Origin of the sequence: Streptomyces sp. NPDC087428, from assembly GCF_044744085.1 — a bacterium.
Lineage (GTDB): Bacteria > Actinomycetota > Actinomycetes > Streptomycetales > Streptomycetaceae > Streptomyces.
Genome location: NZ_JBIUXR010000016.1, coordinates 145,424 through 171,732 on the forward strand (window position 1 = coordinate 145,424; position 26,309 = coordinate 171,732).

Sequence of the window (26,309 nt, forward strand, 5' to 3'; positions counted from 1 at the left end):
ATGAACGACTACACGGACTACGCGACCGGCGAGCCCCTCGCCGACACCCGCGCCCCCGGCGGCCCCGTCGCCGAACGCTGGGACACCCGCCGCTTCGAGGCGAAACTGGTCAACCCGGCCAACCGCCGCAAGCACACCGTCATCGTCGTCGGCACCGGCCTGGCCGGCGGCTCCGCCGGTGCCACGCTGGCCGAACAGGGCTACCACGTCGTCCAGTTCTGCTTCCAGGACTCGCCCCGCCGGGCCCACTCGGTGGCCGCCCAGGGCGGCATCAACGCGGCGAAGAACTACCGCAACGACGGCGACTCGGTCCACCGGCTCTTCTACGACACCGTCAAGGGCGGCGACTTCCGCGCCCGCGAGTCCAACGTGCACCGGCTCGCCCAGATCTCCGTCGAGATCATCGACCAGTGCGTGGCCCAGGGCGTCCCCTTCGCCCGCGAGTACGGCGGCCTCCTCGACAACCGATCCTTCGGTGGCGTCCAGGTCTCCCGCACGTTCTACGCCCGCGGCCAGACGGGGCAGCAACTGCTCCTCGGCGCCTACCAGGCCCTGTCCCGGCAGATCGCCGCGGGCAACGTCGAACTGCACCCCCGTACCGAGATGCTCGACCTGATCGTCGTCGACGGCAAGGCCCGCGGCATCATCGCCCGCGACCTGGTCACCGGGAAGATCGACACGTACTTCGCCGACGCGGTCGTGCTGGCCAGCGGCGGCTACGGCAACGTCTTCTACCTGTCGACCAACGCCATGAACTCCAACGCCACCGCCATCTGGCGCGCCCACCGGCGCGGCGCGTACTTCGCCAACCCGTGCTTCACCCAGATCCACCCCACCTGCATCCCGCGCACCGGCGAGCACCAGTCCAAGCTGACGCTGATGAGTGAGTCGCTGCGCAATGACGGACGCATCTGGGTACCGAAGGCCAAGGGCGACACCCGCCCCGCCAACGAGATCCCCGAGGACGAGCGCGACTACTACCTGGAGCGCGTCTATCCCGCCTTCGGGAACCTCGTGCCCCGCGACATCGCCTCCCGCGCCGCGAAGAACGTCTGCGACGAGGGCCGCGGAGTCGGTCCCGGCGGGCAGGGCGTCTACCTGGACTTCGCCGAGGCCGTCCAGCGGATGGGCCGGGCGAAGGTCGAGGAGAAGTACGGCAACCTCTTCGACATGTACGCGCAGATCACCGCGGAGAACCCGTACGAGACACCGATGCGGATCTACCCCGCCGTGCACTACACGATGGGCGGACTCTGGGTCGACTACGACCTCCAGACCACGATCCCCGGCCTGTTCGCGATCGGTGAGGCGAACTTCTCCGACCACGGGGCCAACCGGCTCGGCGCCTCCGCGCTGATGCAGGGGCTCGCCGACGGCTACTTCGTCCTGCCGTCGACCATCAACGACTACCTGGCCCGCAACCCGCACCACGAAGCGGTCGACGCCTCGCACCCCGAGGTGGAGGAGGCCGTCGCCGACACCGAGGACCGGCTCAGTCTGCTGCTGGCGGTCGACGGCGACCGGACCCCCGACTCCTTCCACCGGGAGATCGGTGAACTCATGTGGGAGTACTGCGGTATGGCCCGCACGGAGGAGGGACTGCGCAAGGCGCTCGTCCGGCTCCCGGAGATCCGCGAGGAGTTCTGGCGCCGCATCAAGGTCCCCGGTACCGGCGAGGAGTTCAACCAGTCGCTGGAGAAGGCCAACCGCATCGTCGACTACCTGGAGCTCGCCGAGCTGATGTGCCTCGACGCACTGCACCGGGCGGAGTCCTGCGGGGGCCACTTCCGTGCGGAGTCGCAGACCCCGGACGGCGAGGCCGCCCGGCGCGACGAGGAATTCTCCTACGCCGCGGCCTGGGAGTTCACCGCCACCGGGGACGCTCCCGTCCTGCACAAGGAAGACCTCGTCTTCGAGTACGTCCACCCCACTCAGCGGAGCTACGCATGAAGCTCACCCTGCGCGTCTGGCGCCAGAAGAACGCCGACGCCCCCGGCGCCATGTCCACCTACCGGGTGGAGGGCATCTCGCAGGACATGTCGTTCCTGGAGATGCTCGACACCCTCAACGAGGAACTCATCCTCGCCGGCGACGACCCCGTCGCCTTCGACCACGACTGCCGCGAGGGCATCTGCGGCGCGTGCAGTCTGGTGATCAACGGGGACGCCCACGGCCCGGAGCGCACCACCACCTGCCAGCTCCACATGCGGTCCTTCGAGGACGGCGACACCATCGACATCGAGCCCTGGCGGGCCTCGGCCTTCCCGGTCGTCAAGGACCTGGTCGTGGACCGCTCTGCGTTCGACCGGATCATCCAGGCCGGCGGCTACATCTCCGCCCCGACCGGTACGGCGCCGGACGCGCACGCCACGCCCGTGCCCAAGCCCGATGCCGACTTCGCCTTCGAGCACGCCGAGTGCATCGGCTGCGGTGCCTGCGTGGCGGCCTGCCCGAACGGCTCGGCGATGCTGTTCACCTCGGCGAAGGTCAACCACCTGAACGTCCTGCCGCAGGGCGCCCCGGAGCGCGAGACCAGGGTCCTGGACATGGTGGGGCAGATGGACAGCGAGGGCTTCGGCGGCTGCACCCTCACGGGGGAGTGCGCCACGGCCTGCCCGAAGGGCATCCCGCTGCCGTCGATCTCCGCGATGAACAAGGAGTGGCTGCGGGCTACCCGCAAGGTCCACCGCTGAGCCGGATGAGCCCCGGCTCCGGAGGCCGCCCGCCTCCGGAGCCGGGGCTCCGTCGTCCCGTGGGTCAGGAGGTCACGGAGAGGTCGTCACCGTAGACCGTGCCCTGCCCGTACCAGCCGTGCAGATAGACCGTCACCGTGCCGTTCGACCCGGTGGTGAAGGCCACCGACTGCTTGGCGTAACTACTGGACGAACCCCAGGTGTTCGCCGTCGCGCCGCCCTTCACACCGAGGTAGCCGTAGCTGCCCTGCACCCAACCGCTCAGCGTGTACTTGGTGTTGGGGGACAGGGTGAGCGTCTGCGTGCACTCGCCGGTCTGTGAGGCGGTGGCCGCCGCCGCGAGCGCGTGCGTACCGCCGTGCACCGGGGTGGAGACGACCGAGCCGCCGGACTCACAGGTCCAGGGGCCGAGCGAACCCGTCTCGAAGTCGCCGTTCACCAGCGATCCGGTGCCGCCGCCCGGTCCGGAGACCGTCAGCGTGAAGGTCGCCGCGTGGCTGAGCGTGCCCGCCGCACCGGTCACATTGACCTTGTACGTGCCGGGCGCCGCCGAGGCCGAGGCGGTGACTGTCAGCTTCGACGTCCCGCCCGCGGTGACCGACGTCGGGCTGAGCGCGGCCGTCACGCCGGCCGGTGCCCCGCTCGTCGTCAGCGCGACGGTCTTGGCGCTGCCGGAGGTGACCGCGGTGCTCACGGTCGCCGTGGCCGACCCGCCGGGGGCGACCGTCGCCGAACCGGGTGCGACGGCCACCGAGTAGTCGTCCGTCACCGGGCCCGTGCCGCCACCGGTGGTGAAGGGCGCGAACGTGTGGCTGAAGTACCAGGTGTCCTGCGCGATCCCGGAGCAGGTGTCACTGCCCCCGGTGCCGGGGCAGCCGCCGTTGTCACGTTGCAGTGCCCAGAACGACAGGGTGCTGACGCCCTTGGAGACGGCCCAGTTGTAGACCGCCGTGGCGTCGGCCGTGGTGAACGTCTCGGCCGGGCCGTAGTCGTCGATGCCGGGCATCTCGATGATGCCGGTCATGCCCCACAGCTGCGCGTCGGTCTTCGACGGGTACAGATCGGCCAACTGGCCCTTGAGACCGGTGATCGAGGTCTGGGTGTCCTGCGCCATGTTGTGCGAGGCGCCGTCGTAGTAGTCGAACGTCATGAGGTTCACGACATCGACCTTGGCGCCGTTGGACACCGCGTTCTCCAGCACCGCGAGCCCGCTCTCGGCGAGACCGCTCGTGGTGGTGGGCAGGGTGTAAGAGATCTGCACCGAGCGGCCGTTGGCGGCGGCCCAGTCCTGCACCTTCTTGATCGCCTTGTTGCGGCGGTCCACCCCGGCGCTGTTCTCCAGCGAGTTGTCCTCGATGTCCATGTCGAGGCGCGACACGTCGTAGGTCGTGATGACCTTCTCGTACGCCGCGGCGATGGAGTCGACGCTCGTGCAGCTGTCGGCGATCTCGGTGCCGCCGTTGTCGGCGGCGTACCCGCCGAACGACGGGATGACATCGCCGCCGCGCGACCGGATGGTCGTGAAGTCGGCGCCGTACTCGGACTGGGCGATGGGCGTGCTCGAATCGCCGTTCCAGTACGGGGTGCAGGAACCGCGGGCCTCGGTCTGGACGAAGGCCATGGTCAGGTACTTGGCACCGGACGCCTGCGAGAGGGCGGCCGGACTGTCTCCGTTGTACGCCTCGAAGTACGGGGCGAAGACATGGGCGGGCAGGGGAGTGGCGGCGGTCGCGGCGGCCTGCGCGCCGGCGCCTGATCCGAGGACCAGACCGGCGGACGCGACGGCCGTGGCCAGCGCGCTCAGGACGGCGGCGACTGTTCTTGGACGTCTCATGGGGTAGCTCCCAGCGGAGTGAGACAACGGGCGGATCGCACGGCTCTGCCGCACCCGGTGAGGGGCGCGGCCCGTTCCTGTGAATCCCGGCCGGGAGGTCACGTACCACACGGCAGGTGCGGCCGTGAGGCATGCCCATAATTGGTCTGGACCAGCTAACTGTCAACGTTCTTTACTGTTTCATTTCTCTTTGCTTGCCCGAATCGGCAACCGGCCGGGCAAATAGGGGAGTTGGGGAGAAAAGAACGGTCAGGCGAGGTGAAGCGATGTCCGGAGGTATGCCGCCGTCCGGCTTTCCTCCGCCCGAGCCACCTCCGCGGGTGTCCCCGTCGCCACGATCCGGCCGCCCCGGTCGCCGCCGCCGGGACCGAGGTCGATCACCCAGTCGGCGCCCGCGACCACGGCCATGTCGTGCTCGACGACCACCACGGTGCTGCCCGCGTCGACCAGCCCGTGCAACTGCCGCATCAGCACCTCGACATCGGCCGGATGCAGCCCGGTCGTCGGCTCGTCGAGCAGATAGAGGGTGTGGCCCCGGCGGGCTCGTTGCAGCTCCGCGGCCAGCTTGATCCGCTGCGCCTCGCCGCCCGACAGCTCCGTCGCCGGCTGCCCGAGCCGCAGATAGCCGAGTCCCACGTCGAGCAGGGTCCGCAGGCTGCGTTCGGCGGCCGGTGTGCCGGCGAAGAAGCCGGCCGCCGACTCCACCGTGAGATCCAGCACCTGGGCGATGTTCAGCCCGCGCAGGGTGACTTCGAGCGTCTGCGGGTTGTACCGCGCGCCGTGGCAGTCCGGGCAGGGCGCGTACGTACTGGGCAGGAACAGCAGCTCCACGGACACGAACCCCTCACCCTGGCAGGTCTCGCACCGCCCGCCCGCCACGTTGAAGGAGAACCGCCCGGCCCGGTAGCCGCGCTCGACCGCCGTACCGGTGGCGGCGAACAGCTTGCGCACGACGTCGAAGAGTCCGGTGTACGTGGCCAGGTTGGAACGGGGGGTACGTCCGATGGGCTTCTGGTCGACCTGGACGAGGCGGTCCACCGCCTCCAGCCCCTCGGCCGAGGCGCACCCGGCCGCAGGCCGCTCCCGCTGCCGCTCCCGCTGCCGTTCCCGGGACGGCTCCTGGATCTGCTCCGCCTCGGCCGGGGCCCGCCGGTCCGCCAGGACATCCGCCAGCACCTGCCCCACCAGCGTCGACTTGCCCGAGCCCGACACTCCCGTGACAGCGGTGAACACCCCGAGCGGGAAGGCGGCGTCGACGCCGCGCACGTTGTGCCGCTCCACGCCGTGCAGCCGCAGCCATCCGGAAGGCGTGCGCACCTCGCGCGCCGCAACGGGCGCGTCGTCGAAGAGGAAGCGCCGCGTCGCCGACTCCGCGACATCGGCGAGCCCGGCCGGCGGACCGCTGTGCAGCACCCGCCCGCCGTGCTCACCGGCCAGCGGCCCCACGTCGACCAGCCAGTCGGCCCGCCGCACCACATCCATCTGGTGCTCCACGACGAAGACCGTGTTCCCGGCCTCCTTCAGCCGGCCCAGCACCGCGAGCAGCGACTCGGTGTCCGCCGGGTGCAGGCCGGCGGACGGCTCGTCCAGGACGTACACGACACCGAAGAGCCCCGATCGCAACTGCGTGGCCAGCCGCAGCCGTTGCAGCTCGCCGGAGGAGAGCGTCGGAGCCGTCCGGTCCAGGCTGAGGTAGCCGAGCCCCAGTTCGGTGACCGGCTCGATCCGGGCCAGCAGATCGGCCGTCAGGACCCGGGCGGTGTCGCCGCCGCCGGCCGCCGACAGCACCTCCGCGAGCCCGGTCAGCGGGAGCCCCGCCAGCTCCGCGATCGTACGGCCGGCGAAGGTCACGGCCATGGCCTCGGGGCGCAGCCGGCCGCCGTCGCAGACGGGACACGGCTCACTGGTCAGAAAACGCTCGGCCTTCGCCCGCAGGGCCCGGCTCCTGGAGTCGGCGAACGTATGCATCACATAGCGACGCGCGCTCATGTACGTACCCTGGTAGGGGCGTTGGATCCGGCCCGCGTCGCGCACCGGATGGACGGTCACCACCGGCTGCTCGTCGGTGAACAGGATCCACTCCCGGTCGGCCGGGTCCAGCTCACGCCACGGCCGGTCGACGTCGTGGCCGAGCGCGTCCAGCACGTCCCGCAGGTTCTTGCCCTGCCACGCCCCGGGCCAGGCGGCGATCGCGCCCTCCCTGATCGACAGCGAAGGGTCGGGTACGAGGAGTTCCTCGCTGGTGCGGTGGACCCGGCCCAGACCGTGGCACCGCGGACAGGCCCCCGCGGCGGTGTTCGGAGAGAACGCGTCGGAGTCCAGGCGCTCCGCGCCCGCCGGATACGTCCCGGCACGGGAGAAGAGCATCCGCAGCGAGTTCGACAGCGTGGTCACCGTTCCCACGGACGACCGGGCGCCGGGCGCCGACCTGCGCTGCTCCAGCGAGACGGCCGGCGGCAGCCCGGTGATCTCGTCCACCGCGGGTGCGCCGACCTGGTGGATCAGCCGCCGGGCGTACGGGGCGACGGACTCGAAGTAGCGGCGCTGGGCCTCCGCGTAGATCGTCCCGAAGGCCAGCGAGGACTTCCCGGAGCCGGAGACACCGGTGAAGACGGTGAGGGTGTCGCGCGGGATGTCGACCCGGACGTCCTGGAGATTGTGCTCGCGGGCGCCGCGGACCCTGACGTACGGATCGTGGGGGGTGGGCATGGGGGCGGGGCTCCATACGGTTCGGGACGGGCGTGCGGGCCGACGGGCAGGCAGGCGTGCGGGCCGGTTGGGACAAACAGTCCGATTCTAGGTGTCGGCGCGTTGCCGGGCCCTCCGAGGCCGATCGGTCAACGGTCCGATCGGGTCAACGGTCCGTGCCGGCCTGTGCCGTGCCGGTTCGCCGAAGGCCGCGCCTCCTTGGTTTGCTGGGCCCATGAGAGACGATGCCCGGCCCCTGGCCGTATTCGACCTGGACGGCACACTCGCGGACACCGCGCACCGTCAGCACTTCCTGGAGGGGGCGCGGCGCGACTGGGCCGGCTTCTTCTCCGCCGCCGTGGACGATCCCCCGCTCACCGAGGGCGTACGGCTGGCACTGAGCAGCGCCGAGGAGTGCGAGGTCACCTATCTCACCGGCCGGCCCGAACGCTGCCGCAAGGACACCGTTGCCTGGCTGGCGCGGCACGGCCTGCCGGAGGGGCGCCTGCGGATGCGGCGCAACGACGACCGCCGGCCGGCCCGCCGGACGAAGCTGGAGATCCTGGAGCGGCTGGGCCGGGAGCGTGAGGTGCGGATGCTGGTCGACGACGACGAGCTGGTCTGCGACGCGGCGGAACTGGCCGGGTTCACCGTGGTGCGCGCCCGCTGGACGCAGGTGTCGCCCGCCCTGAGGGACGCGCAGCAGCGCGAAGGGCGTACCTGACCCGGCCGGGCCCCGCGGCCCTTGTCGTCGGCCCTGGCTGTCAGCCCTTGTCGTCGAGCCGGAAGCCGACTTTCAGGCCGACCTGATAGTGCTCGATCTGGCCATCCTTGATCTGGCCACGCACCTGTGTGATCTCGAACCAGTCGAGATTGTGCAACGTTTCCGAAGCCCTCGCGACCCCGTTGCGGATGGCCGCATCGATGCCCTCATGGGAGGTTCCTACGATCTCCGTGACGCGATACGTATGGTTTGACATCTTATGTCTCCTCTCGCCTCTACCAAGGTGCCCCACCTTGGCGGGGTTCGCGAGAGTTCGCGGGGCGGGCGGCCGTCCGGAACCGGCCTTGACCAAAGTATTGGTCCATACCAAAATCCAGCCACGCCCGTGCGAGCGCAGCCCGCAGTCCCCCACACCGGGTCCTGATTTTTTCGTGCCGTTTCGCAGAAGGTGACCCCGTGAAGAACCGCATGCTCGTAGGAGCTGTTGCCCTGATATCCGTTGCCGCACTGGGCGGGTGCGGTGTGATCCCGGGTTCGGGGGGCTCGGGCAGCAAGAAAGTCACGATCTGGCTGATGAAGGACAGTGTTACGCCCGACTTCCTGGACCGCTTCAAGAAGTCGTACGAAGAGGCGCACTCGTCGGTCGAACTGGAGTTCAGGATTCAGAGCTGGAGTGGCATCGGGCCGAAGGTCATCGACGCCCTCGGCGGCAAGGACACCCCCGATGTCATCGAGGTCGGCAACACCCAGGTCGCCCAGTACGCGGAGAGCGGCGGACTGCGCGATCTCACCCTGGAATCGATGCGTGACCTCGGCAGCGAGGACTGGCTGCCCGGTCTCGCCGAGCCGGGCAGCATCGGCGGCGTCCAGTACGGAATCCCCTGGTACGCGGCCAACCGTGTGGTGATCTACAACAAGGACCTCTTCGAGGAGGCGGGCATCACCTCTCCGCCGAAGACGCGTGCGCAGTGGCTCGCGGACAGCGAGAAGCTGAACCACGACGGCAATCAGGGCATGTATCTTCCGGGCCAGAACTGGTATGTACTCGCCGGTTTCATCTGGGACGAGGGCGGCGAACTCGCGAACGAGAAGGGCGGCGACTGGCAGGGCGCCCTCAACAGTGCGGCGGCTCTCAAGGGCATGGAGTTCTACCAGGAACTCCAGGCGCTCGGCGACGGGCCCAAGGACGCGGACGAGGAAAAGCCCTCGCAGGGCAATGTGTTCGCCCAGGGGAATGTCGCACAGATCATTTCCACCCCCAGTACCGCGACGCTGATCGAGAAGGCGAATCCCGAACTCAAGGGCAAGCTCGGGTACTTCCCGATCCCGGGCAAGACCTCGAAGGCTCCCGGTTCCGTATTCACCGGCGGATCCGATCTGATCGTTCCGGAGAAGGCGCACCAGCGGACCGCCGGCATCGACGTGATCAAGGAACTCGCCGGCGCCAAGTGGCAGGAGGCGCTGGCCAAGACCATGAGCTACGTGCCCAACAAGACCACCCTGGCCCATGTCATCGAGGGCGAGGAGAGCACCGCCGCGATGGCCGAGGGAGCCGCCCAGGGCCACGCCACCCCCAACTCTTCGCAGTGGGCGGCGGTGGAGGCCGACAACCCGATCAAGCCGTACATGACGGCCGTCCTGCAGGGCGGTGACCCGGCGAAGGAGGCGAAGACCGCCTCGGAGAAGATCACGGCGGCGCTCTCGGGCAGCTGACGGCGCGGTCGGCGGCACGGCGCGCACCGCGGGATTCAGCCGTCGCACATCCCGGCTCTCCATGGCGGTCACGTCGAATCCAGCCGGTCACGGAAGAAGTAAGGAGCCGGGCCGCCGTACTGCTGCGGCGGCCCGGCAGCCGCCCTTGCCGACCCGTCCCCGGAGACCGTCATGCATGCGCTGCCCACCGCTTCCCCCGCCTCCTCCGCCGTCCCCCTCGCCGCCGTCCCGCCCCTCCCGGCGCAGCAGACGGCGCGGTCCGCCGCCCCGCCGCGCTACCGGGTCTCCCTCGCCGCGGACCAGGCGGAGGTGCGCGCCGCCCAGCGACTGCGCCACCAGGTCTTCGCCACCGAGTTCGGCGCCCGGCTGGAGGGCCCGGAACCGGGGCTGGACAGCGACGCGTTCGACGCGTACTGCGACCACCTCCTGGTCCGGGAGGTGGCCACCGGCGACGTCGTCGCCACCTACCGTCTCCTGCCGCCGGAGCGGGCCCGGATCGCCGGGCGCCTCTACGCCGAGGGCGAGTTCGACCTCGCCCGGCTCGCCCCGATCCGCGACGACCTGGTCGAGGTCGGCCGCTCCTGTGTCCACCCGGCCCACCGCGACGGCGCGGTCATCGCCCTGATCTGGGCCGGCCTGGCCCGCTACATGGAGCGCAGCGGACACAACTGGCTGGCCGGCTGCTGCTCGATACCCCTCTCCGACGGCGGTACGGCGGCAGCACGCGCCTGGGAGACCGTACGGAACAAGCACCTCGCCCCCGAGGACTACTGGGTCTCCCCACACCGCCTCTGGCAGGCCCCGGCCGCGCTCCCGGGCGGCCCCGGCGGACTCTCCGCGCTCCCGCCCCTGCTGCGCGGCTATCTGCGCCTCGGCGCCCGGATCTGCGGGGCGCCCGCCCACGACCCCGAATTCAACGTCGCCGATCTGTACGTCCTGCTGTCGCTGCGCGGCACCGACCCGCGCTATCTGCGCCACTTCCTCTCGCTCGCCCCGCAGCAGTGAGCCACTGGCTGCCCGCCTCCCCCTGCACCCCGGCCGGCTGCGCCGGTCATGGGGGCCCGTCCCGGCATCCGGTCCCGGCGGCGGCCCTGCTGCTGGCCGGATGTGCACTGACCCTGGCCGGGGCGCTGTGCGCCCCGCTCGTGCTGTCGCTGCTCGGCAGGGGCCCGCGGGAGCGGCTGATCCGGTGCTGGGCGTACGGGGTGGTGCGGGCGTTCGGGGTGCGGGTCCGCGTCATCGGGCCGCCGCCCGCCCACGGTGGACGTCCGGCCATGCGGGGTGCGCTCGGCCACTCCGACGCCGTGTACGGGGGCGGCCGGGGCGTGCTCGTCGTCGCGAACCATGTCTCGTGGCTGGACATCCCGCTGGTCGCGACCGTGTGCCCCGGCCGGATGCTGGCCAAGGGGGACATCCGGCGATGGCCGCTGCTCGGCCCGCTGGCGGCGCTCGGCGGCACCCTGTTCGTCGAGCGCGAGCGGCTGCGGGCGCTGCCCGCCACTGTGCGCGCCGTCGCCTCGGCGTTGCGGGGCGGGTCACGGGTCGTCGTCTTCCCGGAGGGCAGTACGTGGTGCGGCCGCGGGCCGGGCGGCCGGTTCCGGCCCGCGGTGTTCCAGGCCGCGATCGATGCCGGGGCCGCGGTCCAGCCGCTGTGCATCCGCTACCGTGCCGGACCGCCGGGGAACCTTACCCCGGCGGGCGCCGCCGCGTTCGTCGGCGACGATCCGCTGACCGCCTCGCTGTGGCGGGTGGTGACGGCGGCCGGGCTGACCGCCGAGATCCGCGTGCTGCCGCGGATCCCGGCGGACAGCCGGACCGGCCGCCGGGCGCTGGCCCGGCTGGCTCAGTCCACCGTGGCGAGCGACAGCGCGAACCTGCCCGCCGCATCGGTCCACCACTGAGCCAGCCGCAGTCCGGCCCGGTCGAGTTCGTCCCGTACGCCCTCCTCGCGGAACTTCGCGGACACCTCGGTCCGCAGTTCCTCACCCGCCTCGAACGGCACCACCAGATCCAGTTCCGGAATCTTCACGGTGAGATCCCGCCGGGCCCGCAGCCGCATCTCGATCCACTCCCGCGCGGGATTCCACCGGGCCACGTGCTCGAAGTCGGCGGGCTCGAAGTCCGCACCCAGCTCCCGGTCGACGACCGACAGCACGTTCCGGTTGAACGCCGCCGTCACCCCTGCGGCGTCGTCGTACGCCGCCACCAGCACCTCCTCGTCCTTCACCAGATCCGTGCCGAGCAGCAGGCTGTCACCGGGGGAGAGCAGCGACCGTACCGACGCCAGGAAGGCGGCCCGCTCCTGCGGCAGCAGATTGCCGATGGTGCCGCCCAGGAACGCGACCAGCCGCGGCCCCGGGGTCTCCGGCAGCGACAGCGCGCCGGTGAAGTCGGCGATGAGCGCGTGCACGGACAGGCCGGGCCGCTCCTTCAGCAGCGCCTCCGCCGCCCCGCGCAGCGCGCTCTCGCTCACGTCGACCGGCACATAGGTGTGCAGCCGGGGCAGGGCGTCGAGCAGGTGCCGGGTCTTCTCCGAGGAGCCAGAGCCCAGTTCCACCAGGGTCCGGGCGCCGGACGCGGTAGCGATCGCGTCCGCCCGGTCGATCAGGATCTCCCGCTCGGCACGCGTCGGGTAGTACTCGGGCAGCCGGGTGATCTCCTCGAACAGCTCGCTGCCGCGGGCGTCGTAGAACCACTTGGGCGGCAGCGTCTTCGGCTGCCGGGTCAGGCCGTGCAGCACATCGGCGCGCAGCGCGGCGTCCGTCGCGTCCACCGGCAGGGTGCGGGTCAGCAGAAAAGGACTCACTCGGTGGGCTCCTTGAGCGGGGTCAGCAGAACATCGGCGCGGGTCGCCGTCAGCAGCGTGCGGTCGGGGACCTCGCGCCAGCGCGGATCGTCGTCGAAGGGCTCCGAGGCCACGACCACGTGCCGGCCGGGCTCGGACAGGTGCCACAGGCTGTCGCCCCAGGCCGTCGCCACGATGGTGGAGCCGTCCGTGAGCAGCAGGTTGAGCCGGGAACCGGGCGCCGCCTCTGCGACCTCCAGCACGGTGTCGGCCACGGCCTGCGGGAGCGCGTCGCCCGCCGCGAGCCGGTGCTGCACCAGGGCCCAGATCAGTGCCGAGTCGCAGCGGGCGGAGAGCCTCAGCAGCTCGGCCGCGGGCAGTGTCGCCGCGAGCGGCGCCATCGATCCGGGCCAGCCCTTCACCACCCCGTTGTGGCTGAACAGCACCGCGCCCTCGGCGAACGGCGCGGCCGCGGCCTCGCCGTCCGGATCGAACTCCGTGGCATCGCGGACCGCGGCGAGCACGGCACGGCTGCGCACCACTCTGGCGAGATCGGCGAAGGTCCGGTCGCCCCAGACGGGCCCCGGCCGGCGGTAGCGTCCGGGGACCGGGTCCCCGTCCGCGTACCAGCCGACGCCGAAGCCGTCAGCGTTGACCGTCCCGTGCCGCTGCCGGCGTGGCTCCCAGGACTGGCGCACCAGTGAGTGCGCGGGGCGCGTCAGCACCTCGCCCAGGGGCACCGACGGTCCCAGGTAGGCGATATGACGGCACATCAGGCATCCCTCGCGGTGCGGAAACCCGAGAAGATCTGCCGCCGGACCGGCAGGTCCCAGTTGCGGAACGTACCCCGGCAGGCCACCGCGTCCACCGCGAACGACCCACCGCGCAGCACCTTGTGCCCGGGACCGAAGAACACCTCCGAGTACTCGCGGTACGGGAACGGCGCGAAGCCCGGGTAGGGCAGGAAGTCGCTCGACGTCCACTCCCACACATCGCCGATCAACTGCCCCGCGCCGGACGGCGACCGCCCGGCGGCGTACGCCCCGGCGGGGGCGGGCCGCAGATGGCGCTGGCCCAGGTTGGCGCGCTCCGGCGTCGGGTCCTCGTCGCCCCACGGATAGCGCCGGGAGCGACCGGCGGTCGGGTCGTGGCGGGCCGCCTTCTCCCACTCGGCCTCGGTGGGAAGCCTGCGTCCGGCCCAGCGGGCGTACGCGTCCGCCTCGTACCAGCTGACATGCAGCACCGGCTCGTCCGCCGGCACCGGCTCGGTCACGCCGAAGCGGCGGCGCAGCCACTGACCGGCGTCCCGGTGCCAGAACAGGGGCGCCGTCAGCTCGTGCTCACGGACCATCGCCCACCCCTCGGGCGCCCACCAGCGCTGCTCGGTGTAGCCGCCGTCCTCGATGAAAGCCCGGTACGCGCCACAGGTGACCGGGGCGGTGTCGATGAGGAATCCGGGCACCTCACGCCGGTGCGCGGGGCGTTCGTTGTCCAGAGCCCATGGCTCGGTGGAGGTTCCCATGGTGAACGGGCCTCCCGGAACCGGTACTTCGTCCGGAAGGGTGGCCGCGTCGGTGGCCCTCGGCGGCTCCGGGGCGCTGAGCGCGGCGGGCCCGGACCGCAGCTGATGAGTGATCAGCATGGTTTCGTCGTGCTGCTGTTCGTGCTGGGCGATCATGCCGAAGGCGAATCCGGACCGCAGCAGCGGGCGGCCGCCGAGCGGTGCGGAACCCAGCACGTCCAGGGCCCGGCCGCGCACCTCGGCGGCGTACGACCTGGCCTCGGCGGGGGCCAGCAGTGGCAGCGACGGGCGGCTGGCGCGCGGGTGCTCGAAGGCGTCGTACAGTCCGTCGATGTCCGGGCGCATCGCCTCCCGCCCGCCGACGTCGCGCAGCAGCCACAGCTCTTCCTGATTGCCGATGTGCGCGAGGTCCCAGACCAGGGGCGACATCAACGGTGAATGCTGGGCGGTGAGTTCATGGTCGTCCACGCTGTCGGTGAGGAGCGTGGTGCGTTCACGTGCGGCGAGGAGCGCGGCGACAGCGCGCTCACGGAGCGCCTCTGCGTCCGGTGCGTCCTGGCTCCGCGTCGCGTCCGGTGAGGGTGCGGGGGAGTCGGTCATGAGGGGGTCCCCTTCGGGTCGTACCAGCCGTCCGCCCGGTCCGGTGCGAGCAGCGCCCGGAGATCGTCGGCGGGACATCGGCCGCGTGTGACGTAGCGGTCGTGGAAATCCGCCACCGCGTCCTGCACCTTGCGCGTCGCGCCCATCCTGGGCAGCGCCTCCAGGGCCAGCTCGAAGCACACGGCGGCCGCGGCCCCCAGCTCTGGATGGGTGAGTCCGTCACGGGCGGCGGCGAGCCAGAGCGGATTGCGTGGAGCGGCCAGCGGCCCCGCGGTCTCGGCCAGCGGCTTGACGGTGCGGTACACGGTCTCGGCGGCCTCCGGGTCGTCGAACAGGGCAGTGGTGACCGCGAGCGGCACCAGCCACCCGTCGTCACCGGACTGCGCGTCGATCATGCGCAGCTCCAGGTGTCCGCGCGGACGGGCCGGCGGGAACAGCGTGGTGACGTGGTAGTCGAGGTCGGCCAGGACGGGGCGCCGCGGCGCCCCGGACCGGATCCAGTCGCGGAGGCTGAGCCCCTCGGGCACGGGCCACGGCCCCGCCTCGCCGCGGATGCACATGACCGGCGTGTCGAGGACGTGCGAGGCCCAGGCGTCACGGGGCGGCAGCTGACCGGCGGGGGCGAGCGTGCGATGCGGGTCGAGGCCGGCCCACAGGGACTGACGCGTCGACCGCCATGGCGTCGGCCTGCCCTGCTGGAAGGGCGAGTTGGCGAACGCCGCCACCAGCACCGCACCCAGCAGATGGGCCAGCTGCCAGCGCCGCCCGTAACCGAGCGGGCCGGGCTCCTCCTCACCGGCGTCCAGGCAGACCTGGACGGACGCGGTCGTGCACATCATGGCGCGGCCGGCCGGTCCCCACCTGTCGAGCGAGGCCTCCATGGCGTCGTAGCGGGGTTCGCGCAGCAGTCTGCGCGGCGTTTGCCAGGGATCGACGCCGAGTCCGACCGGAGCGAGATCCAGCCGGTCGAGCGCGGCACGGACGGCCACGAGGTCGTCGGCGGTGTCGTTGACGCACGCCATGAGGGAATCGGCGGGGCGCGAACTGAGCTCCAGCTGGCCGCCGGGTTCGAAGGTGACGGCGGCGTTCAGGGGCAGTGCCCGGACGGCCGCCGCGGCCGCTTCGAGACGGTGGTGCGGGACGGGCGTGCGTGGATGATCACGATCGTGCAGGAGCCATTCGAGCTCCACTCCCACGATGCGCGGCGGTCCCGTCTTGAAGCAGATGCCACGCAGTAAATCCTCCGCCTCGCCCTCGTCGAGGGGCGGGCCGTGATCGGGCGGACCGTGGCCGCCGGATGCGTCGGGTGACATGCCGGGCCTCCTTTTCCGGTGCGTCCGTCCTACCCAAACCCCTGCCGGGAGTTCACACAAGAGTGCCCCTGCGCGTCGGAAAACCGGTTGCGTCCGAGCCGCGGGGGCATCGATCATGCCCCGTATGCACCATAAGGGGGAGGGCCGGTGAGCGCCCGGCTGCGCGGCATCGCGCGAGAGACCAGAGTCCATCGTCGAGGCGGGCTTCTACCGCACGCCGCAGGGGCGTGAGGTGAGCATCGAACGGGCACTGGCAGCCGCCCTCTCGGGTACCAGGCTGTACGGCCCCGAGCCGGTGCCGGTGGCGTCGCTGGACCGCGACCGCACCCCGGTCATCGAGGTGACCGGCGAGAGCAGCCTGCAGGCGGCCGCCCGGATGGCGGGCGAACGGCCGGGCAAGGTCGCCGTCCTGAACTACGCCTCGGCCCGCAACCCCGGTGGTGGATACCTGAACGGGGCCCAGGCGCAGGAGGAGGCCCTGTGCCGCGGCTCCGCGCTCTACGCCACGTTGCGGCGGGCCCCGGAGTACTACGCGCACCACCGCGCCGAACGCAGCGCCTTCTACACCGACCGGGTCATTCACTCACCGGGCGTGCCGGTCTTCCGCGACGACCGCGGCCGGCTGCTCGACACCCCGTACACGGCCGGATTCCTCACCTCGCCCGCCCCCAACGCCGGCGTGATCCGCCGCACCGCCCCCGGCTCCGCGCACCTCGTCGCCGCCGCGCTCGCCGCACGGGCCGAACGGGTGCTGGAGGTCGCGGCGGTGCGCGGATACCGCAGGCTGGTGCTGGGTGCCTGGGGCTGCGGGGTGTTCCAGAACGATCCGATGGAGGTGGCGGGCGTGTTCCGCGCGCTGCTCACCGACGGCGGCCGGTTCGCGGGGCACTTCGAGCAGCTCGTCTTCGGCATTCTCGACCGCGACGGGGATTCGCCCACGAGGGCCGCATTCGATCACGTGTTCGGGGAAACGGCTCAACCCTCACCCTGACGTTGAGCCATAGGCTTCGACCTCATCCGGCCCGGCCCGCCTGAGCCGTTCGGGCCGGCGGCCGAGCGGCCCGGCACGGTCGCACGGGGGCGCCCATGGACGTGACGAGCCGCGGAAGGCCGTCACTTCCAGCCGTAGAGCTCCCGCAGCCGATCGGCGACCAGGTCGAACCTGTCCCGGTCCAGGGCACACGCCTCACGCCGCATCCCGTCCTCGTGCACCCGCAGCACCCGGTCCAGATCGACCCAGGAGGGGCGCCCCGAGCTGTCCCAGGGCCCGGCGCCCAGTGCCACCCACTCGCGGTCCTGGTCGTGCTGCTTGCTGGAGAGCTGTACGGCGAGCAGGGTGCCCGCCCCCTCACGTGCCACGACGAGGACGGGGCGGTCCTTGCCCCGCCCGTCGTTCTCCTCGAACGGCACCCACGTCCAGACGATTTCGCCGGGGTCGGGATCACCGTCCCGGTTGGGGGCGTACGCGGCGCGGACCGGGCCCACGTCGTGCGGGTCGGCCTGGGAAGTGGCGCCCGGACCACTGCGGCCGGGGAAGTCGGTCGAGCCGTCGTTGATGTCGCTGCGGTGCTGGATGGTCATCGCAACACCGTAGAACCTGCACGGCCCCACGCGTGGAGCGGGTCCGCGAAACGGGCCGCCGGACGGCATCGGCCGACCGGCACCCGAGCGGACCGCGCCGGACCGTCCGGCCCGGTGCGCACCTCGGGCCGAGGTTCGCACCGGCCGCACGGGGGCCGGAGCACACCCGTACCGAACAGGTCTGTAAGACTGCCCGACGCGATGATTCAGTTACCCGAGCAGCCCGCCGAAGGCCCCGTCCCGACCAGCGCCGATGTGGCACGGCTCGCCGGGGTCTCCCGGGCCACCGTGTCGTACGTACTGAACAACAACGCGGCCGTACGGATCAGTGATCCCACCCGCCGCCGGGTGCGGGAAGCGGCTGCCGAACTCGGCTACGTACCGCACGCGGCCGCCCGGAGCCTGCGCGCCGGACACTCCCGCATGGTGCTGCTGCCCACCGGGAGATTCCCCTCCGGACCACTGCACCAGCGCTTCCTGCACGAGCTGGAATCCGGACTGCGCCGCCTCGACTACACCGTGGTCCAGTACGGCTCCCTCGGACTCGACGCCGACGACGCGGCCCGCGCCTGGGCCGAGCTCCGGCCCGTCGCCGTCATCGTGCCCGGCTCCGTCCCCCTCGCCCCGCAGGGCACAGCCGTACTCCGGCGCTCCGGCGCCAAGGCGGTGATCACGCTCGGACCGCGGCCGGTGGCGGGCACCCACGCCCTGATCATGGACCAGCGCAGGGTCGGCGGCTGCGCGGTCCGCCATCTGCTGGAGCGCGGCCGGCGCCGCATCGGCGTGGTGATGCCAGAGGAACCGGGCCTGGCGCTGTTCGCCGAACCCAGACTCGCCGGTGCCCGGCAGGCCGCCGACGGCGCGGCCCGGATCGAGCCGCTGCCGCTGCGCCACGACGAGGAGTCGGCCGCCGCGCTCGCCGCCCGCTGGCGCGGGCTCGGCCTGGACGCCGTCTTCGCCTACGACGACAACTACGCGATGCTCCTGATGCGGGCGCTGCAGGACACCGGCATCGAGGTCCCCGCGGAAACCGCGGTAGTGGGCGCGGAGGACCTGATGCTGGGGAGGCTGCTGAGGCCCAGGCTCAGCAGCGTACGGATGGAACTGGACACGGTGCAGCCGCTCGCCGACCTGGTCGACCGCCTGGTGCGGCACCCCGGGAAGGAACCCGAGCGGCACGACCTGCTGCGCGCACGGGCCGTCCACCGGGAATCGAGCTGAACCGTCCCGCCAGCGCGGCAACGTGCGCCGCGGACCTCCCGTGCCTAGCGTCATGACCATGAGCCATCCGCAGAGTTACGAGATCCTGCTGGTCCCCGAGTTCACCGACAGCAAGGGCGCCGACATCGGCACCTCCGGCGTCGGGCAGGCCATCCGGTCCGCGGTCGTGGACGCGACCGGGGCGACGGGCGAGACCGGCTACCCCCGCTACGCCGGCGAAGGCATGGTGGCGGACATCGACCCGGCGACGCACACCGTCGAGGCACTCCTGGTCGACGGCTCGGAAATCGACTACGGACTCTCGGTCCGGATCTCGGAGAAGCACACGGACGGCTGAGGCCGCCCCGCGGCAACGCAGCGGGGTCCGGCCGTCAACGGCCGGACCCCGCTGTGCGTCCCGCGCCTCCGCGGGACGTCTACTTCTGGTTCTTCTGCTCGTCCTCGATGGACTTGCGGACCTCGTCCATGTCCAGCTTCCGGGCCTGGCCGATGACATCCTCCAGCGCTGCCTCTGGCAGCGCGCCCGGCTGCGAGAAGACCGCCACGTTGTCCCGGACGATCATGAGCGTCGGGATCGACCGGATCTCGAAGGCCGCGGCCAGCTCCTGCTGCGCCTCCGTGTCGACCTTGGCGAAGACCAGGTCGGCGTGACGCTCGGACGCCGAGTCGTAGACCGGCGCGAACTGTCGGCACGGGCCGCACCAGGAAGCCCAGAAGTCGATCAGGACGAACTCGTTCTCGCTGACGACCTGATCGAAGTTTTCCTTGGTGAGCTCTACGGTGCTCATGCTCTGCTACCTCTTCCTGTGCCCGTGCGGACGTGTCCCCGGACAACGGTGCCTGTGCTTGCACTATTCCGCCTGCCCATGTGGCCGTCGCGCACACCCACGACCAAAATGGTCCTCATGACACATGCTGTGGAGCCTGTCGAGTACGACGTCGTGGTCATCGGTGCAGGTCCGGTGGGTGAGAACGTGGCGGACCGGGCCCGGTCCGCCGGGCTGAGCACCGCGATCGTGGAGTCCGAGCTCATCGGCGGTGAGTGTTCGTACTGGGCCTGTATGCCGAGCAAGGCCCTGCTGCGCCCGGTCGTCGCCCGCGCCGACGCCCGCCGCGTCCCCGGCCTCAGCGGATCCGTGCAGGGCCCGCTGGACACCGCGGCCGTCCTCGCCCACCGGGACACGTACGCCTCGCACTGGAAGGACGACGGGCAGGTCGCCTGGCTGGAGAACATCGGCGCGGACATCTACCGGGGCACCGGCCGGCTGACCGGGACGAAGGCGGTCTCCGTCACGGCACCCGACGGCACGGAACACCGGCTCACCGCCCGGCACGCCGTCGCCGTCTGCACCGGCAGCCGGGCCGTGGTACCCGACCTGCCCGGAGTCGCAGACGCCCGTCCCTGGACGAGCCGTGAGGCGACCAGCGCCAAGGAGGTGCCCGGCAGGCTCGTCGTCGTCGGCGGCGGAGTGGTCGGTGTGGAGATGGCCACGGTGTGGGGCGCCCTGGGCGCCGAGGTCACCATGCTGGTCCGCGGCACGGGGCTGCTGCCCCGGATGGAGCCGTTCGCCGGTGAGCTGATCGCGCAGGCGCTGACCGACGCCGGGACCGACGTCCGGTTCGGTGTCTCGGCCACCTCCGTACGGCGCCCGGCCCCGGACGGGCCCGTCACCGTCGAACTGGACAACGGCGAGAGCATCGAGGCCGACGAGATCCTCTTCGCCACCGGCCGTGCCCCGCGCACCGACGACCTGGGGCTGGAGACGGTGCACCTCAAGCCCGGCTCCTGGCTCACCGTGGACGACAGCTGCCGGGTGGAGGGAACCGGCTGGCTCTATGCCGTCGGTGACGTCAACCACCGGGCGCTCCTGACCCACCAGGGCAAGTACCAGGCCCGCATCGCCGGAGCGGCGATCGCCGCCCGCGCCCAGGGCGTCCCGCTGCTGGAGACGGACCGCTGGGGCGCCCACGCGGCCACCGCCGATCACGCCGCCGTGCCCCAGGTCGTCTTCACCGACCCGGAGGCCGCGTCGGTCGGCCTCACCCTCGCCGAGGCGGAGCAGGCGGGCCACCGGGTCCGGGCCGTCGACCACGACCTCGCGGCGGTGGCGGGCTCCGGTCTGTACGCGGACGGCTACCGGGGCCGTGCCCGCATGATCGTCGACCTCGACCGGGAGATCCTGCTCGGCGTCACCTTCGTGGGCCCCGGCATCGGCGAGCTGCTGCACTCGGCGACGATCGCGGTCGTGGCGGAGGTACCGATCGAGCGGCTCTGGCACGCGGTCCCCGCCTACCCGACGATCAGCGAGATCTGGCTGCGGCTCCTGGAGACGTACCGGGGGCCGTAGGGCTCATGGACGGTCCGGGACGCGGCCCGTCCGTCCGTGTCGCTGCCGCCGGGCCACGTGGTCCCGCCGGGCCGACCGCCCGGCGGGACCACACGTGCTCAGGCCGGGGGCCGGCTGTCGCTGGTGGTGACGCGTACGTGGTCGACGACGAGTTGCTGGGGGAAGGTGGTGTTGTTGTCGGGGTCGCCGGGCCAGTAGCCGCCGACGGCGAGGTTGAGGATGAGGAAGAAGGGCTTGTTGAAGGCCCAGGTGTTGCCGCCGGTGTCGGCGGGGGTGCGGTGCTGGTAGACGTTGCCGTCGACGGACCAGGTGACGGAGTTGGGGGCCCAGTCGATGGCGAAGGTGTGGAAGGCGTCGGCGAAGGCCTGGCCGCCGGGCAGGGTGTATCCGGCGCCGATGCCGGCGGAGCCGGAGTAGCCGGGTCCGTGCAGGGTGCCGTGGACGGTGCCGGGCTCGAAGCCGACGTTCTCCATGATGTCGATCTCACCGGAGTTGGGCCAGCCGACCTGTCCGATGTCGTCGCCGAGCATCCAGAACGCGGGCCACATGCCCTGGCCGCGCGGGATCTTCATCCGGGCCTCGACATGACCGTAGGTCTGGGTGAACTTGCCCGAGGTGTTCAGCCGGGCCGACGTGTACTCGCAGGTGCCGTACCAGCACTGGTAGTTGTTCGGGTTCTCCTTGCGGGCGGTGATGACCAGATGACCCTGGCCGTCCAGCGCGGCGTTGCTGTTGCCCGCCGTGTAGTACTGCCGCTCGTGGTTGTTGACGTTGTCACCGGTCTCGATCTGCCACTTGCCGCCGTCCACGGCGGAGCCGGCTGCACCGTCGAAGTCGTCGGTGAAGGACGCGGCGGCGGACGACTGGGTGGTGCCCGATTCCTGCGCGGAGACGGGCGCCGCGGGGGCGCCGGAGGCGAAGCCGGAGGTCGCCGAGACGAGGGCGAGCACCGACAGTGCGGAGACCAGGAGGCGCCTGGTCAGGTGGGGGGAACTCATGGAATTTCCTTTCCGTACAGGACGGAGGAAAAGTGACTAGCCATGCATATGACAAGTGGGGGCATGGTGGCCACGTGGGGGAGTTGGGGCCTTAGTTCACTACGTGATTTAAGAAGTGAACCAAGAGCGTGTCAAGGCTCCGTACGGACCACAGTTCTTGCACGCACCGAATCCGCGCTGCTCCTATACGTTCGTCAGCTCGCCGGCTCCGGTATGAGCGGCCGGCCGCAGCGCAGGTTCCACCGCCCCGACCTGCCGCTGAGCTCCGTGACCGTCAGCGGGGCCACGTCGAGGCGCCAGAAGGCCTGCGGCGGGAGATCCAGTGCGCGAACGGCCGCGGCGCGGATCACGGCAGGCTCGGCCACACCCAGCACCCGGCCGTCGTCACTGCCGTCGGGGGAGTCGAGCGTGTCGAGCCACGCGCCCACTCGGGCGCACAGCTCCAGCAGCGACTCGCCCCCGTGCGGAGCGGCCGACGGATCCGCCAGCCAGGCCGCCACCCCCTCGGGCTCCCGCGCGCTCACCTCGGAGAGCCGTGCGCCGGACCAACGGCCCATCTCCCAGTCCCGGAGCGCGTGTTCGACCCCGGCCCGGAGGCCGAGTGCGTCCGCGGTGGCGGCGCAGCGCAGTGACGGACCCCGCAGACACCGGCCCGTGGCCGGCACCGCGTCCGCGACTGCTGCGGCCTGCCGGAGCCCGGAGTCGTCAAGCGGCGCGTCACCGGCGAACCTGGCCTCGCGCAGCGGGGCGTTCATCGCCGGTGAGATCAACATCACCCGTACTGTCATTACCGCTCTCAACTCCCCGAACTGTGGCCACTTGGCCAAGCACACCATGGCATCCGGGCCCCCGGGTGCCCCGGACGGCACCATGGCGGCGCCCACGCCCAGGCGGTATGGTCGCGACGACATGACGAGGGTGTGACGGAAGTCCGGTGAAAGTCCGGCACGGTCGCGCCACTGTGAACCCGTACCTGTGCGGGAAGTCAGACCCAGCACCTTCGTCTCAGGTACCACGATCGGGACGCGTGTTCCCACAGGAGGTTCTGCCATGGCACAGACTGCTGCCCCCGCCACCGGCGCACCCGCCATCACCCCCATCTCGCTGAAGGCCATCGCCCCGTGGGCGGTCTTCTTCGGCATCGTCATGCTGATCCTGCTGTACTTCGTCGGCGCCGAACAGGGCGCCACCTCCGTCATCTCGGGTGCGGGCGTGCACGAGTGGGTCCACGACGGCCGTCACCTGCTCGGTTTCCCCTGCCACTGACCCACCGGGCTGATCCAGGGGAATCCCTCATGAACTCCATATCTGTCAGAGCCATCCTGGTCCGCGGCATGCTCGCGGGCCTCATCGCGGGCGCGCTCGCGATGATCGTCGCCTACTGCCTCGGCGAGTCCCGCGTGGACGCGGCCATCGCCCTCGAGGAGGCGCACAGCCACGAGCACGGCGGCGAGGAACTCGTCAGCCGCTCCCTCCAGTCCACCGCGGGCCTCGCCACCGGTGTACTCGTCTTCGGGGTGGCCATCGGTGGAATCGCCGCACTCGTCTTCTGCTACGCGCTCGGCCGGACGGGCCGGTTCGGCCCGCGGGCCACGGCGGCGCTGATCGCGGGCGCGGCCCTGCTGACCGTGTACGTCGTGCCGTTCCTGAAGTACCCGGCCAATCCGCCGGCGGTCGGCGATCCCGACACCATCGGCAAACGCACCGGGCTGTTCTTCCTGATGGTCGCCCTCAGCGTGCTGCTGGCCGTCGCCGCGGTCATCCTCGGCAAGCGGCTGGCGCCCCGCCTGGGCGCCTGGAACGCGACGATCGCCGCAGCGGCCGGCTATGTGCTGCTGATCGGCCTCGCGTACGCCTTCCTGCCCTCGTTCAACGAGGTGGGAAGGGACTTCCCGGCCACTCTGCTGTGGCAGTTCAGGCTGGCCACGCTCGCGGTTCAGTTCACGCTCTGGACCGCCTTCGGGCTGGTCTTCGGCTACCTCACCGAACGGCTGCTCGCGCCGAGGGCCGAGGCGGCCGCGGCCGGAAACGGAACGGCGAAGCGAGCCGTCACCGCAGCGGGCTGACCGACGCGGACACACGGCCACGGCCGCCTCGGCCACGCGGTCCGGGCCGGAGCGCGGCGGAACCCGCAGGGCGATTCCCTGCGGGTTCCGCCGTCTCCGGCCCGGTTCACTCCTCGGCGGGCCCGTCCCAGTCCACCCGGTAGTGCTTCAGCCGGGAATCCTGCCCCACGAGGCGCATGCCCGCGGCGGTCATGACGTGCTGGGACGCGATGTTGTCGAGGTCGGAGTCCCCGTGCACGCAGGCGACGCCCCGGGCACGCGCGAACCGCAGCAGCGCGCGGAGCGCCTCGGAGGCGTACCCCATGCCCCGGACCGACGGTACGAGTCCGTACCCGATCACGACGTGCCCGTTCTCGTCGGGTACTCCGTGGAACCCCAGCCCGCCGATCACCGGCCCGTCCTCGCCGAGCCGTATCTCGTACGAGCCGAACGGACTCGGATCCCCGCTCTCCGCAAAGGTGTTGAGCAAGCGCGTGGCCGCCGCCTGCTCGCCGGGAGACGGGTACCCCGCCGCCCAGCGGACGCCGTCCGGCGGCCGGCCCGCCACCACGTGCTCGGCGTCGGAGGCGCTCATCGGACGGAGCAGGAGGCGCGGGGTGCTGAGGACGGTCATGAGTCAGGTGACTATCACGCGGTACGGGCGGGCCGCACCCGGATATCCTCCGGCCGAGGCCCGCCTGTACCGAACGTTCACAGGTCTCCGGTGATCCCCGGTGACCTGCGACTACTCGCCGCCGGCCGGGGTGAAGTCCCCGGACAGCGCGGCCGCCACCCGCAGGTGCGTGGCCGCCTCCGTCGGTTGCCCCTGCCGCTCCAGCGTGCGGCCGAGCATCAGCCGTGCGTAGTACTCGACGGGATCGAGCTCCAGCACGGCGCGCAGCTCCGTCTCGGCCCGGCCGAGCCGCGCCGAGTGGTAGTACGCCCTCGCCAGCAGCAACCGCGGCGCGACCTGCTCCGGCGCCTCCTCGACGAGTCCGCCCAGAATCCGGGCCGCGACCATGTACTCCTTCGACTCGAAGAAGAACCGCGCACGCTCCCACCGCTCGGCGGCGGTACCGAACTCGTAGTAGGTGTCGCTCATTCGTCCTCCTCGGTCGAGGCTCGCCGCGGGCCGGTCCCGTACGCGTCTCATCCCACAACACACCGAGATGGTTTAACATTCCACTAAATATTCGGCGTGGGTGACACCCGCCCGGACCCCCACGGGAATAGGTTGAGCGCCATGAGCAATCTCGATCGCCAGGCAGCACTCTCCGTCTGTGGAGGGCGCGGCTTCGTCGTCGCCGAACCGGTACGTGAACTCCTCACCCCGCGCCGCGTGAAGCTCGGGGAGTCCACCGAAGTGCGCAGACTGCTGCCCAATCTGGGCCGTCGCATGGTCGGGGCATGGGCCTTCGTCGATCACTACGGCCCCGACGACATCACCGACGAGCCCGGCATGCAGGTGCCGCCCCACCCCCACATGGGCCTGCAGACAGTCAGCTGGCTGCACGAGGGCGAGGTCCTGCACCGCGACAGCCTCGGCAGCCTGGCCACGATCCGCCCGTACGAACTCGGCCTGATGACCTCGGGCCGGGCGATCAGCCACTCCGAGGAGAGCCCCCGATCGCATGCCGCGCTGCTGCACGGCGCCCAGCTGTGGGTCGCGCTCCCGGATGCCCACCGCGACATCGAGCCGCACTTCCAGCACCACTCCGACCTGCCGACGGTCACCGCCCCGGGCCTCACCGCCACCGTGATCCTCGGCGACCTCGACGGCGCTACCTCGCCCGGCACCACGTACACGCCGATCGTCGGCGCGGACCTGGCGCTGAGCCGCGGCGCCGAGGCGCGTCTCCCGCTCGACCCCGACTTCGAGTACGCGGTGCTGTCGATGTCCGGTGAGGCGGAGGTCGACGGCGTGCCTGTTCTGCCCGGCTCGATGCTCTACCTCGGCTGCGGCCGCACGGAACTCCCGTTGCGCGCGGAATCGGACGCCGGGCTGATGCTCGTGGGCGGTGAGCCCTTCGAGGAGGAGATCCTCATGTGGTGGAACTTCGTGGGCAGAACCCAGGACGACATCGAGCGGGCCCGAGAGGAGTGGATGAACGGCGATCGGTTCGGCACCGTACGGGGTTATGACGGCGCGCCACTCCCCGCTCCGGCGTTGCCCCCGGTGCCTTTGAAGGCCCGGGGGCGGGTGCGCTGACCTGTGCGTGTACCGGCACTGGGCCGTCCTCGTCC

At 71.4% G+C, this 26,309-nt stretch carries 24 protein-coding genes and 2 pseudogenes; 13 read left to right on the top strand and 13 right to left on the bottom strand.

What is annotated here, in order from left to right:
- Together ACIO3R_RS30975 and ACIO3R_RS30980 are read left to right on the top strand one after the other, a co-directional pair.
- Positions 1-1,950 (top strand): fumarate reductase/succinate dehydrogenase flavoprotein subunit, encoded by a 1,950-nt coding sequence (locus tag ACIO3R_RS30975; RefSeq protein WP_385036105.1) that lies wholly within the window; start codon positions 1-3, stop codon positions 1,948-1,950.
- Complete coding sequence (locus tag ACIO3R_RS30980; RefSeq protein WP_123464940.1) at positions 1,947-2,693, top strand: succinate dehydrogenase/fumarate reductase iron-sulfur subunit; 747 nt, start codon at positions 1,947-1,949, stop codon at positions 2,691-2,693. The genes ACIO3R_RS30975 and ACIO3R_RS30980 overlap by 4 nt, the downstream gene beginning before the upstream one ends.
- Positions 2,694-2,757: 64 nt before the next feature.
- Here ACIO3R_RS30980 and ACIO3R_RS30985 read toward each other — a convergent pair whose 3' ends face one another.
- Together ACIO3R_RS30985 and ACIO3R_RS30990 are read right to left on the bottom strand one after the other, a co-directional pair.
- Positions 2,758-4,527, bottom strand: a complete 1,770-nt coding sequence (locus tag ACIO3R_RS30985; RefSeq protein ID WP_385041326.1) for a glycosyl hydrolase family 18 protein — start codon at positions 4,525-4,527, stop codon at positions 2,758-2,760.
- 249 nt (positions 4,528-4,776) lie between these two features.
- Positions 4,777-7,236 (bottom strand): ABC transporter, encoded by a 2,460-nt coding sequence (locus ACIO3R_RS30990; protein ID WP_402110292.1) that lies wholly within the window; start codon positions 7,234-7,236, stop codon positions 4,777-4,779.
- 214 nt (positions 7,237-7,450) lie between these two features.
- Between ACIO3R_RS30990 and ACIO3R_RS30995 the strand changes: the two genes are divergently transcribed.
- Positions 7,451-7,939 carry a hypothetical protein gene (locus ACIO3R_RS30995; protein ID WP_402110293.1) on the top strand — a complete coding sequence of 163 codons (489 nt, stop codon included), beginning with the start codon at positions 7,451-7,453 and terminating at the stop codon, positions 7,937-7,939.
- A 40-nt stretch (positions 7,940-7,979) separates the two neighbouring features.
- On the opposite strand, the gene ACIO3R_RS31000 is transcribed toward ACIO3R_RS30995, so the two are convergent.
- Entirely contained in the window at positions 7,980-8,195 is a 216-nt protein-coding gene (locus ACIO3R_RS31000; protein WP_385352327.1) for a dodecin, read from the bottom strand.
- 200 nt (positions 8,196-8,395) lie between these two features.
- Here ACIO3R_RS31000 and ACIO3R_RS31005 point away from each other — a divergent pair, with 200 nt between their 5' ends.
- The 3 genes from ACIO3R_RS31005 (at position 8,396) to ACIO3R_RS31015 (ending at position 11,553) form a co-directional block, all read left to right on the top strand.
- The gene (locus ACIO3R_RS31005) at positions 8,396-9,652 is read left to right on the top strand and encodes an extracellular solute-binding protein (RefSeq protein ID WP_402110294.1); all 1,257 of its coding nucleotides are present in this window, start codon (positions 8,396-8,398) and stop codon (positions 9,650-9,652) included.
- A 171-nt stretch (positions 9,653-9,823) separates the two neighbouring features.
- Positions 9,824-10,657 carry a GNAT family N-acetyltransferase gene (locus ACIO3R_RS31010; protein WP_402110295.1) on the top strand — a complete coding sequence of 278 codons (834 nt, stop codon included), beginning with the start codon at positions 9,824-9,826 and terminating at the stop codon, positions 10,655-10,657.
- Complete coding sequence (locus tag ACIO3R_RS31015) at positions 10,654-11,553, top strand: lysophospholipid acyltransferase family protein (RefSeq protein ID WP_402110297.1); 900 nt, start codon at positions 10,654-10,656, stop codon at positions 11,551-11,553. The genes ACIO3R_RS31010 and ACIO3R_RS31015 overlap by 4 nt, the downstream gene beginning before the upstream one ends.
- On the opposite strand, the gene egtD is transcribed toward ACIO3R_RS31015, so the two are convergent.
- From egtD to egtA, 4 genes are read right to left on the bottom strand one after another with little or no spacing between them, the layout of a single operon-like run.
- Positions 11,496-12,458 carry an L-histidine N(alpha)-methyltransferase gene (gene egtD, locus ACIO3R_RS31020; protein ID WP_402110299.1) on the bottom strand — a complete coding sequence of 321 codons (963 nt, stop codon included), beginning with the start codon at positions 12,456-12,458 and terminating at the stop codon, positions 11,496-11,498. The genes ACIO3R_RS31015 and egtD overlap by 58 nt on opposite strands.
- Positions 12,455-13,210: an ergothioneine biosynthesis protein EgtC gene (gene egtC / locus ACIO3R_RS31025; RefSeq protein WP_402110301.1), complete on the bottom strand. Its 756-nt coding sequence runs from the start codon at positions 13,208-13,210 to the stop codon at positions 12,455-12,457. Before egtC ends, egtD begins: the two co-directional genes overlap by 4 nt.
- Positions 13,210-14,559: an ergothioneine biosynthesis protein EgtB gene (gene egtB / locus ACIO3R_RS31030; protein ID WP_402110303.1), complete on the bottom strand. Its 1,350-nt coding sequence runs from the start codon at positions 14,557-14,559 to the stop codon at positions 13,210-13,212. Before egtB ends, egtC begins: the two co-directional genes overlap by 1 nt.
- Entirely contained in the window at positions 14,556-15,872 is a 1,317-nt protein-coding gene (egtA, locus tag ACIO3R_RS31035) for an ergothioneine biosynthesis glutamate--cysteine ligase EgtA (protein WP_385041224.1), read from the bottom strand. Before egtA ends, egtB begins: the two co-directional genes overlap by 4 nt.
- Before the next feature lie 147 nt (positions 15,873-16,019).
- Here egtA and ACIO3R_RS31040 point away from each other — a divergent pair.
- A pseudogene (locus ACIO3R_RS31040) lies at positions 16,020-16,863 on the top strand (TIGR02452 family protein).
- Positions 16,864-16,985: 122 nt separating this feature from the next.
- Here ACIO3R_RS31040 and ACIO3R_RS31045 read toward each other — a convergent pair.
- Positions 16,986-17,453, bottom strand: coding sequence for a type II toxin-antitoxin system PemK/MazF family toxin (locus ACIO3R_RS31045; RefSeq protein WP_385041230.1), 468 nt, complete (start codon positions 17,451-17,453; stop codon positions 16,986-16,988).
- A gap of 201 nt (positions 17,454-17,654) precedes the next feature.
- Between ACIO3R_RS31045 and ACIO3R_RS31050 the strand changes: the two genes are divergently transcribed.
- A complete protein-coding gene (locus ACIO3R_RS31050; protein WP_402110305.1) occupies positions 17,655-18,674 on the top strand; it encodes a LacI family DNA-binding transcriptional regulator in 1,020 nt (339 codons plus the stop codon).
- Positions 18,675-18,732: 58 nt separating this feature from the next.
- Positions 18,733-19,011, top strand: coding sequence for a hypothetical protein (locus ACIO3R_RS31055; RefSeq protein ID WP_385041236.1), 279 nt, complete (start codon positions 18,733-18,735; stop codon positions 19,009-19,011).
- A 79-nt stretch (positions 19,012-19,090) separates the two neighbouring features.
- On the opposite strand, the gene trxA is transcribed toward ACIO3R_RS31055, so the two are convergent.
- Positions 19,091-19,462: a thioredoxin gene (gene trxA, locus ACIO3R_RS31060; protein WP_363024598.1), complete on the bottom strand. Its 372-nt coding sequence runs from the start codon at positions 19,460-19,462 to the stop codon at positions 19,091-19,093.
- A 117-nt stretch (positions 19,463-19,579) separates the two neighbouring features.
- On the opposite strand from trxA, the gene ACIO3R_RS31065 reads away from it, so the two are divergent.
- A complete protein-coding gene (locus tag ACIO3R_RS31065; protein WP_402110307.1) occupies positions 19,580-21,022 on the top strand; it encodes a dihydrolipoyl dehydrogenase family protein in 1,443 nt (480 codons plus the stop codon).
- Positions 21,023-21,138: 116 nt separating this feature from the next.
- Here the strand turns inward: ACIO3R_RS31065 and ACIO3R_RS31070 are convergent.
- Positions 21,139-22,020 (bottom strand): annotated as a pseudogene (locus ACIO3R_RS31070) (family 16 glycosylhydrolase); the annotation flags it as partial.
- A 194-nt stretch (positions 22,021-22,214) separates the two neighbouring features.
- A complete protein-coding gene (locus tag ACIO3R_RS31075) occupies positions 22,215-22,808 on the bottom strand; it encodes a histidine phosphatase family protein (protein ID WP_402110309.1) in 594 nt (197 codons plus the stop codon).
- Between the two features lie 262 nt (positions 22,809-23,070).
- On the opposite strand from ACIO3R_RS31075, the gene ACIO3R_RS31080 reads away from it, so the two are divergent.
- Positions 23,071-23,286, top strand: a complete 216-nt coding sequence (locus ACIO3R_RS31080) for a CbtB-domain containing protein (protein ID WP_362964241.1) — start codon at positions 23,071-23,073, stop codon at positions 23,284-23,286.
- Between the two features lie 29 nt (positions 23,287-23,315).
- On the top strand, positions 23,316-24,086 hold the full coding sequence (locus ACIO3R_RS31085; protein ID WP_402110310.1) for a CbtA family protein: 771 nt from the start codon (positions 23,316-23,318) through the stop codon (positions 24,084-24,086).
- 106 nt (positions 24,087-24,192) lie between these two features.
- Here the strand turns inward: ACIO3R_RS31085 and ACIO3R_RS31090 are convergent, their stop codons facing one another.
- Both ACIO3R_RS31090 and ACIO3R_RS31095 read right to left on the bottom strand, forming a co-directional pair.
- Positions 24,193-24,699, bottom strand: coding sequence for a GNAT family N-acetyltransferase (locus ACIO3R_RS31090; RefSeq protein ID WP_385031309.1), 507 nt, complete (start codon positions 24,697-24,699; stop codon positions 24,193-24,195).
- 111 nt (positions 24,700-24,810) lie between these two features.
- Positions 24,811-25,167, bottom strand: coding sequence for a tetratricopeptide repeat protein (locus ACIO3R_RS31095; protein WP_385031312.1), 357 nt, complete (start codon positions 25,165-25,167; stop codon positions 24,811-24,813).
- A gap of 141 nt (positions 25,168-25,308) precedes the next feature.
- Here ACIO3R_RS31095 and ACIO3R_RS31100 point away from each other — a divergent pair, with 141 nt between their 5' ends.
- Positions 25,309-26,274: a pirin family protein gene (locus tag ACIO3R_RS31100; protein WP_402110312.1), complete on the top strand. Its 966-nt coding sequence runs from the start codon at positions 25,309-25,311 to the stop codon at positions 26,272-26,274.
- Positions 26,275-26,309: the final 35 nt, after the last annotated feature.

Excerpts from the sequence above, each read along its gene's own strand:
- ACIO3R_RS31095 (WP_385031312.1), bottom strand. The coding sequence starts at position 25,167 with ATGAGCGACACCTACTACGAGTTCGGTACCGCCGCCGAGCGGTGGGAG.
- ACIO3R_RS31080 (WP_362964241.1), top strand. The coding sequence starts at position 23,071 with ATGGCACAGACTGCTGCCCCCGCCACCGGCGCACCCGCCATCACCCCC.
- ACIO3R_RS31050 (WP_402110305.1), top strand. The coding sequence starts at position 17,655 with ATGATTCAGTTACCCGAGCAGCCCGCCGAAGGCCCCGTCCCGACCAGC.
- ACIO3R_RS31065 (WP_402110307.1), top strand. The coding sequence starts at position 19,580 with ATGACACATGCTGTGGAGCCTGTCGAGTACGACGTCGTGGTCATCGGT.
- ACIO3R_RS30990 (WP_402110292.1), bottom strand. The coding sequence starts at position 7,236 with ATGCCCACCCCCCACGATCCGTACGTCAGGGTCCGCGGCGCCCGCGAG.
- ACIO3R_RS31055 (WP_385041236.1), top strand. The coding sequence starts at position 18,733 with ATGAGCCATCCGCAGAGTTACGAGATCCTGCTGGTCCCCGAGTTCACC.
- ACIO3R_RS31045 (WP_385041230.1), bottom strand. The coding sequence starts at position 17,453 with ATGACCATCCAGCACCGCAGCGACATCAACGACGGCTCGACCGACTTC.
- ACIO3R_RS31090 (WP_385031309.1), bottom strand. The coding sequence starts at position 24,699 with ATGACCGTCCTCAGCACCCCGCGCCTCCTGCTCCGTCCGATGAGCGCC.
- egtA (WP_385041224.1), bottom strand. The coding sequence starts at position 15,872 with ATGTCACCCGACGCATCCGGCGGCCACGGTCCGCCCGATCACGGCCCG.
- ACIO3R_RS31010 (WP_402110295.1), top strand. The coding sequence starts at position 9,824 with ATGCATGCGCTGCCCACCGCTTCCCCCGCCTCCTCCGCCGTCCCCCTC.
- ACIO3R_RS30985 (WP_385041326.1), bottom strand. The coding sequence starts at position 4,527 with ATGAGACGTCCAAGAACAGTCGCCGCCGTCCTGAGCGCGCTGGCCACG.
- ACIO3R_RS30980 (WP_123464940.1), top strand. The coding sequence starts at position 1,947 with ATGAAGCTCACCCTGCGCGTCTGGCGCCAGAAGAACGCCGACGCCCCC.
- egtC (WP_402110301.1), bottom strand. The coding sequence starts at position 13,210 with ATGTGCCGTCATATCGCCTACCTGGGACCGTCGGTGCCCCTGGGCGAG.
- ACIO3R_RS31000 (WP_385352327.1), bottom strand. The coding sequence starts at position 8,195 with ATGTCAAACCATACGTATCGCGTCACGGAGATCGTAGGAACCTCCCAT.
- ACIO3R_RS31100 (WP_402110312.1), top strand. The coding sequence starts at position 25,309 with ATGAGCAATCTCGATCGCCAGGCAGCACTCTCCGTCTGTGGAGGGCGC.
- ACIO3R_RS31085 (WP_402110310.1), top strand. The coding sequence starts at position 23,316 with ATGAACTCCATATCTGTCAGAGCCATCCTGGTCCGCGGCATGCTCGCG.
- egtB (WP_402110303.1), bottom strand. The coding sequence starts at position 14,559 with ATGACCGACTCCCCCGCACCCTCACCGGACGCGACGCGGAGCCAGGAC.
- ACIO3R_RS30995 (WP_402110293.1), top strand. The coding sequence starts at position 7,451 with ATGAGAGACGATGCCCGGCCCCTGGCCGTATTCGACCTGGACGGCACA.
- ACIO3R_RS31075 (WP_402110309.1), bottom strand. The coding sequence starts at position 22,808 with ATGACAGTACGGGTGATGTTGATCTCACCGGCGATGAACGCCCCGCTG.
- trxA (WP_363024598.1), bottom strand. The coding sequence starts at position 19,462 with ATGAGCACCGTAGAGCTCACCAAGGAAAACTTCGATCAGGTCGTCAGC.
- ACIO3R_RS30975 (WP_385036105.1), top strand. The coding sequence starts at position 1 with ATGAACGACTACACGGACTACGCGACCGGCGAGCCCCTCGCCGACACC.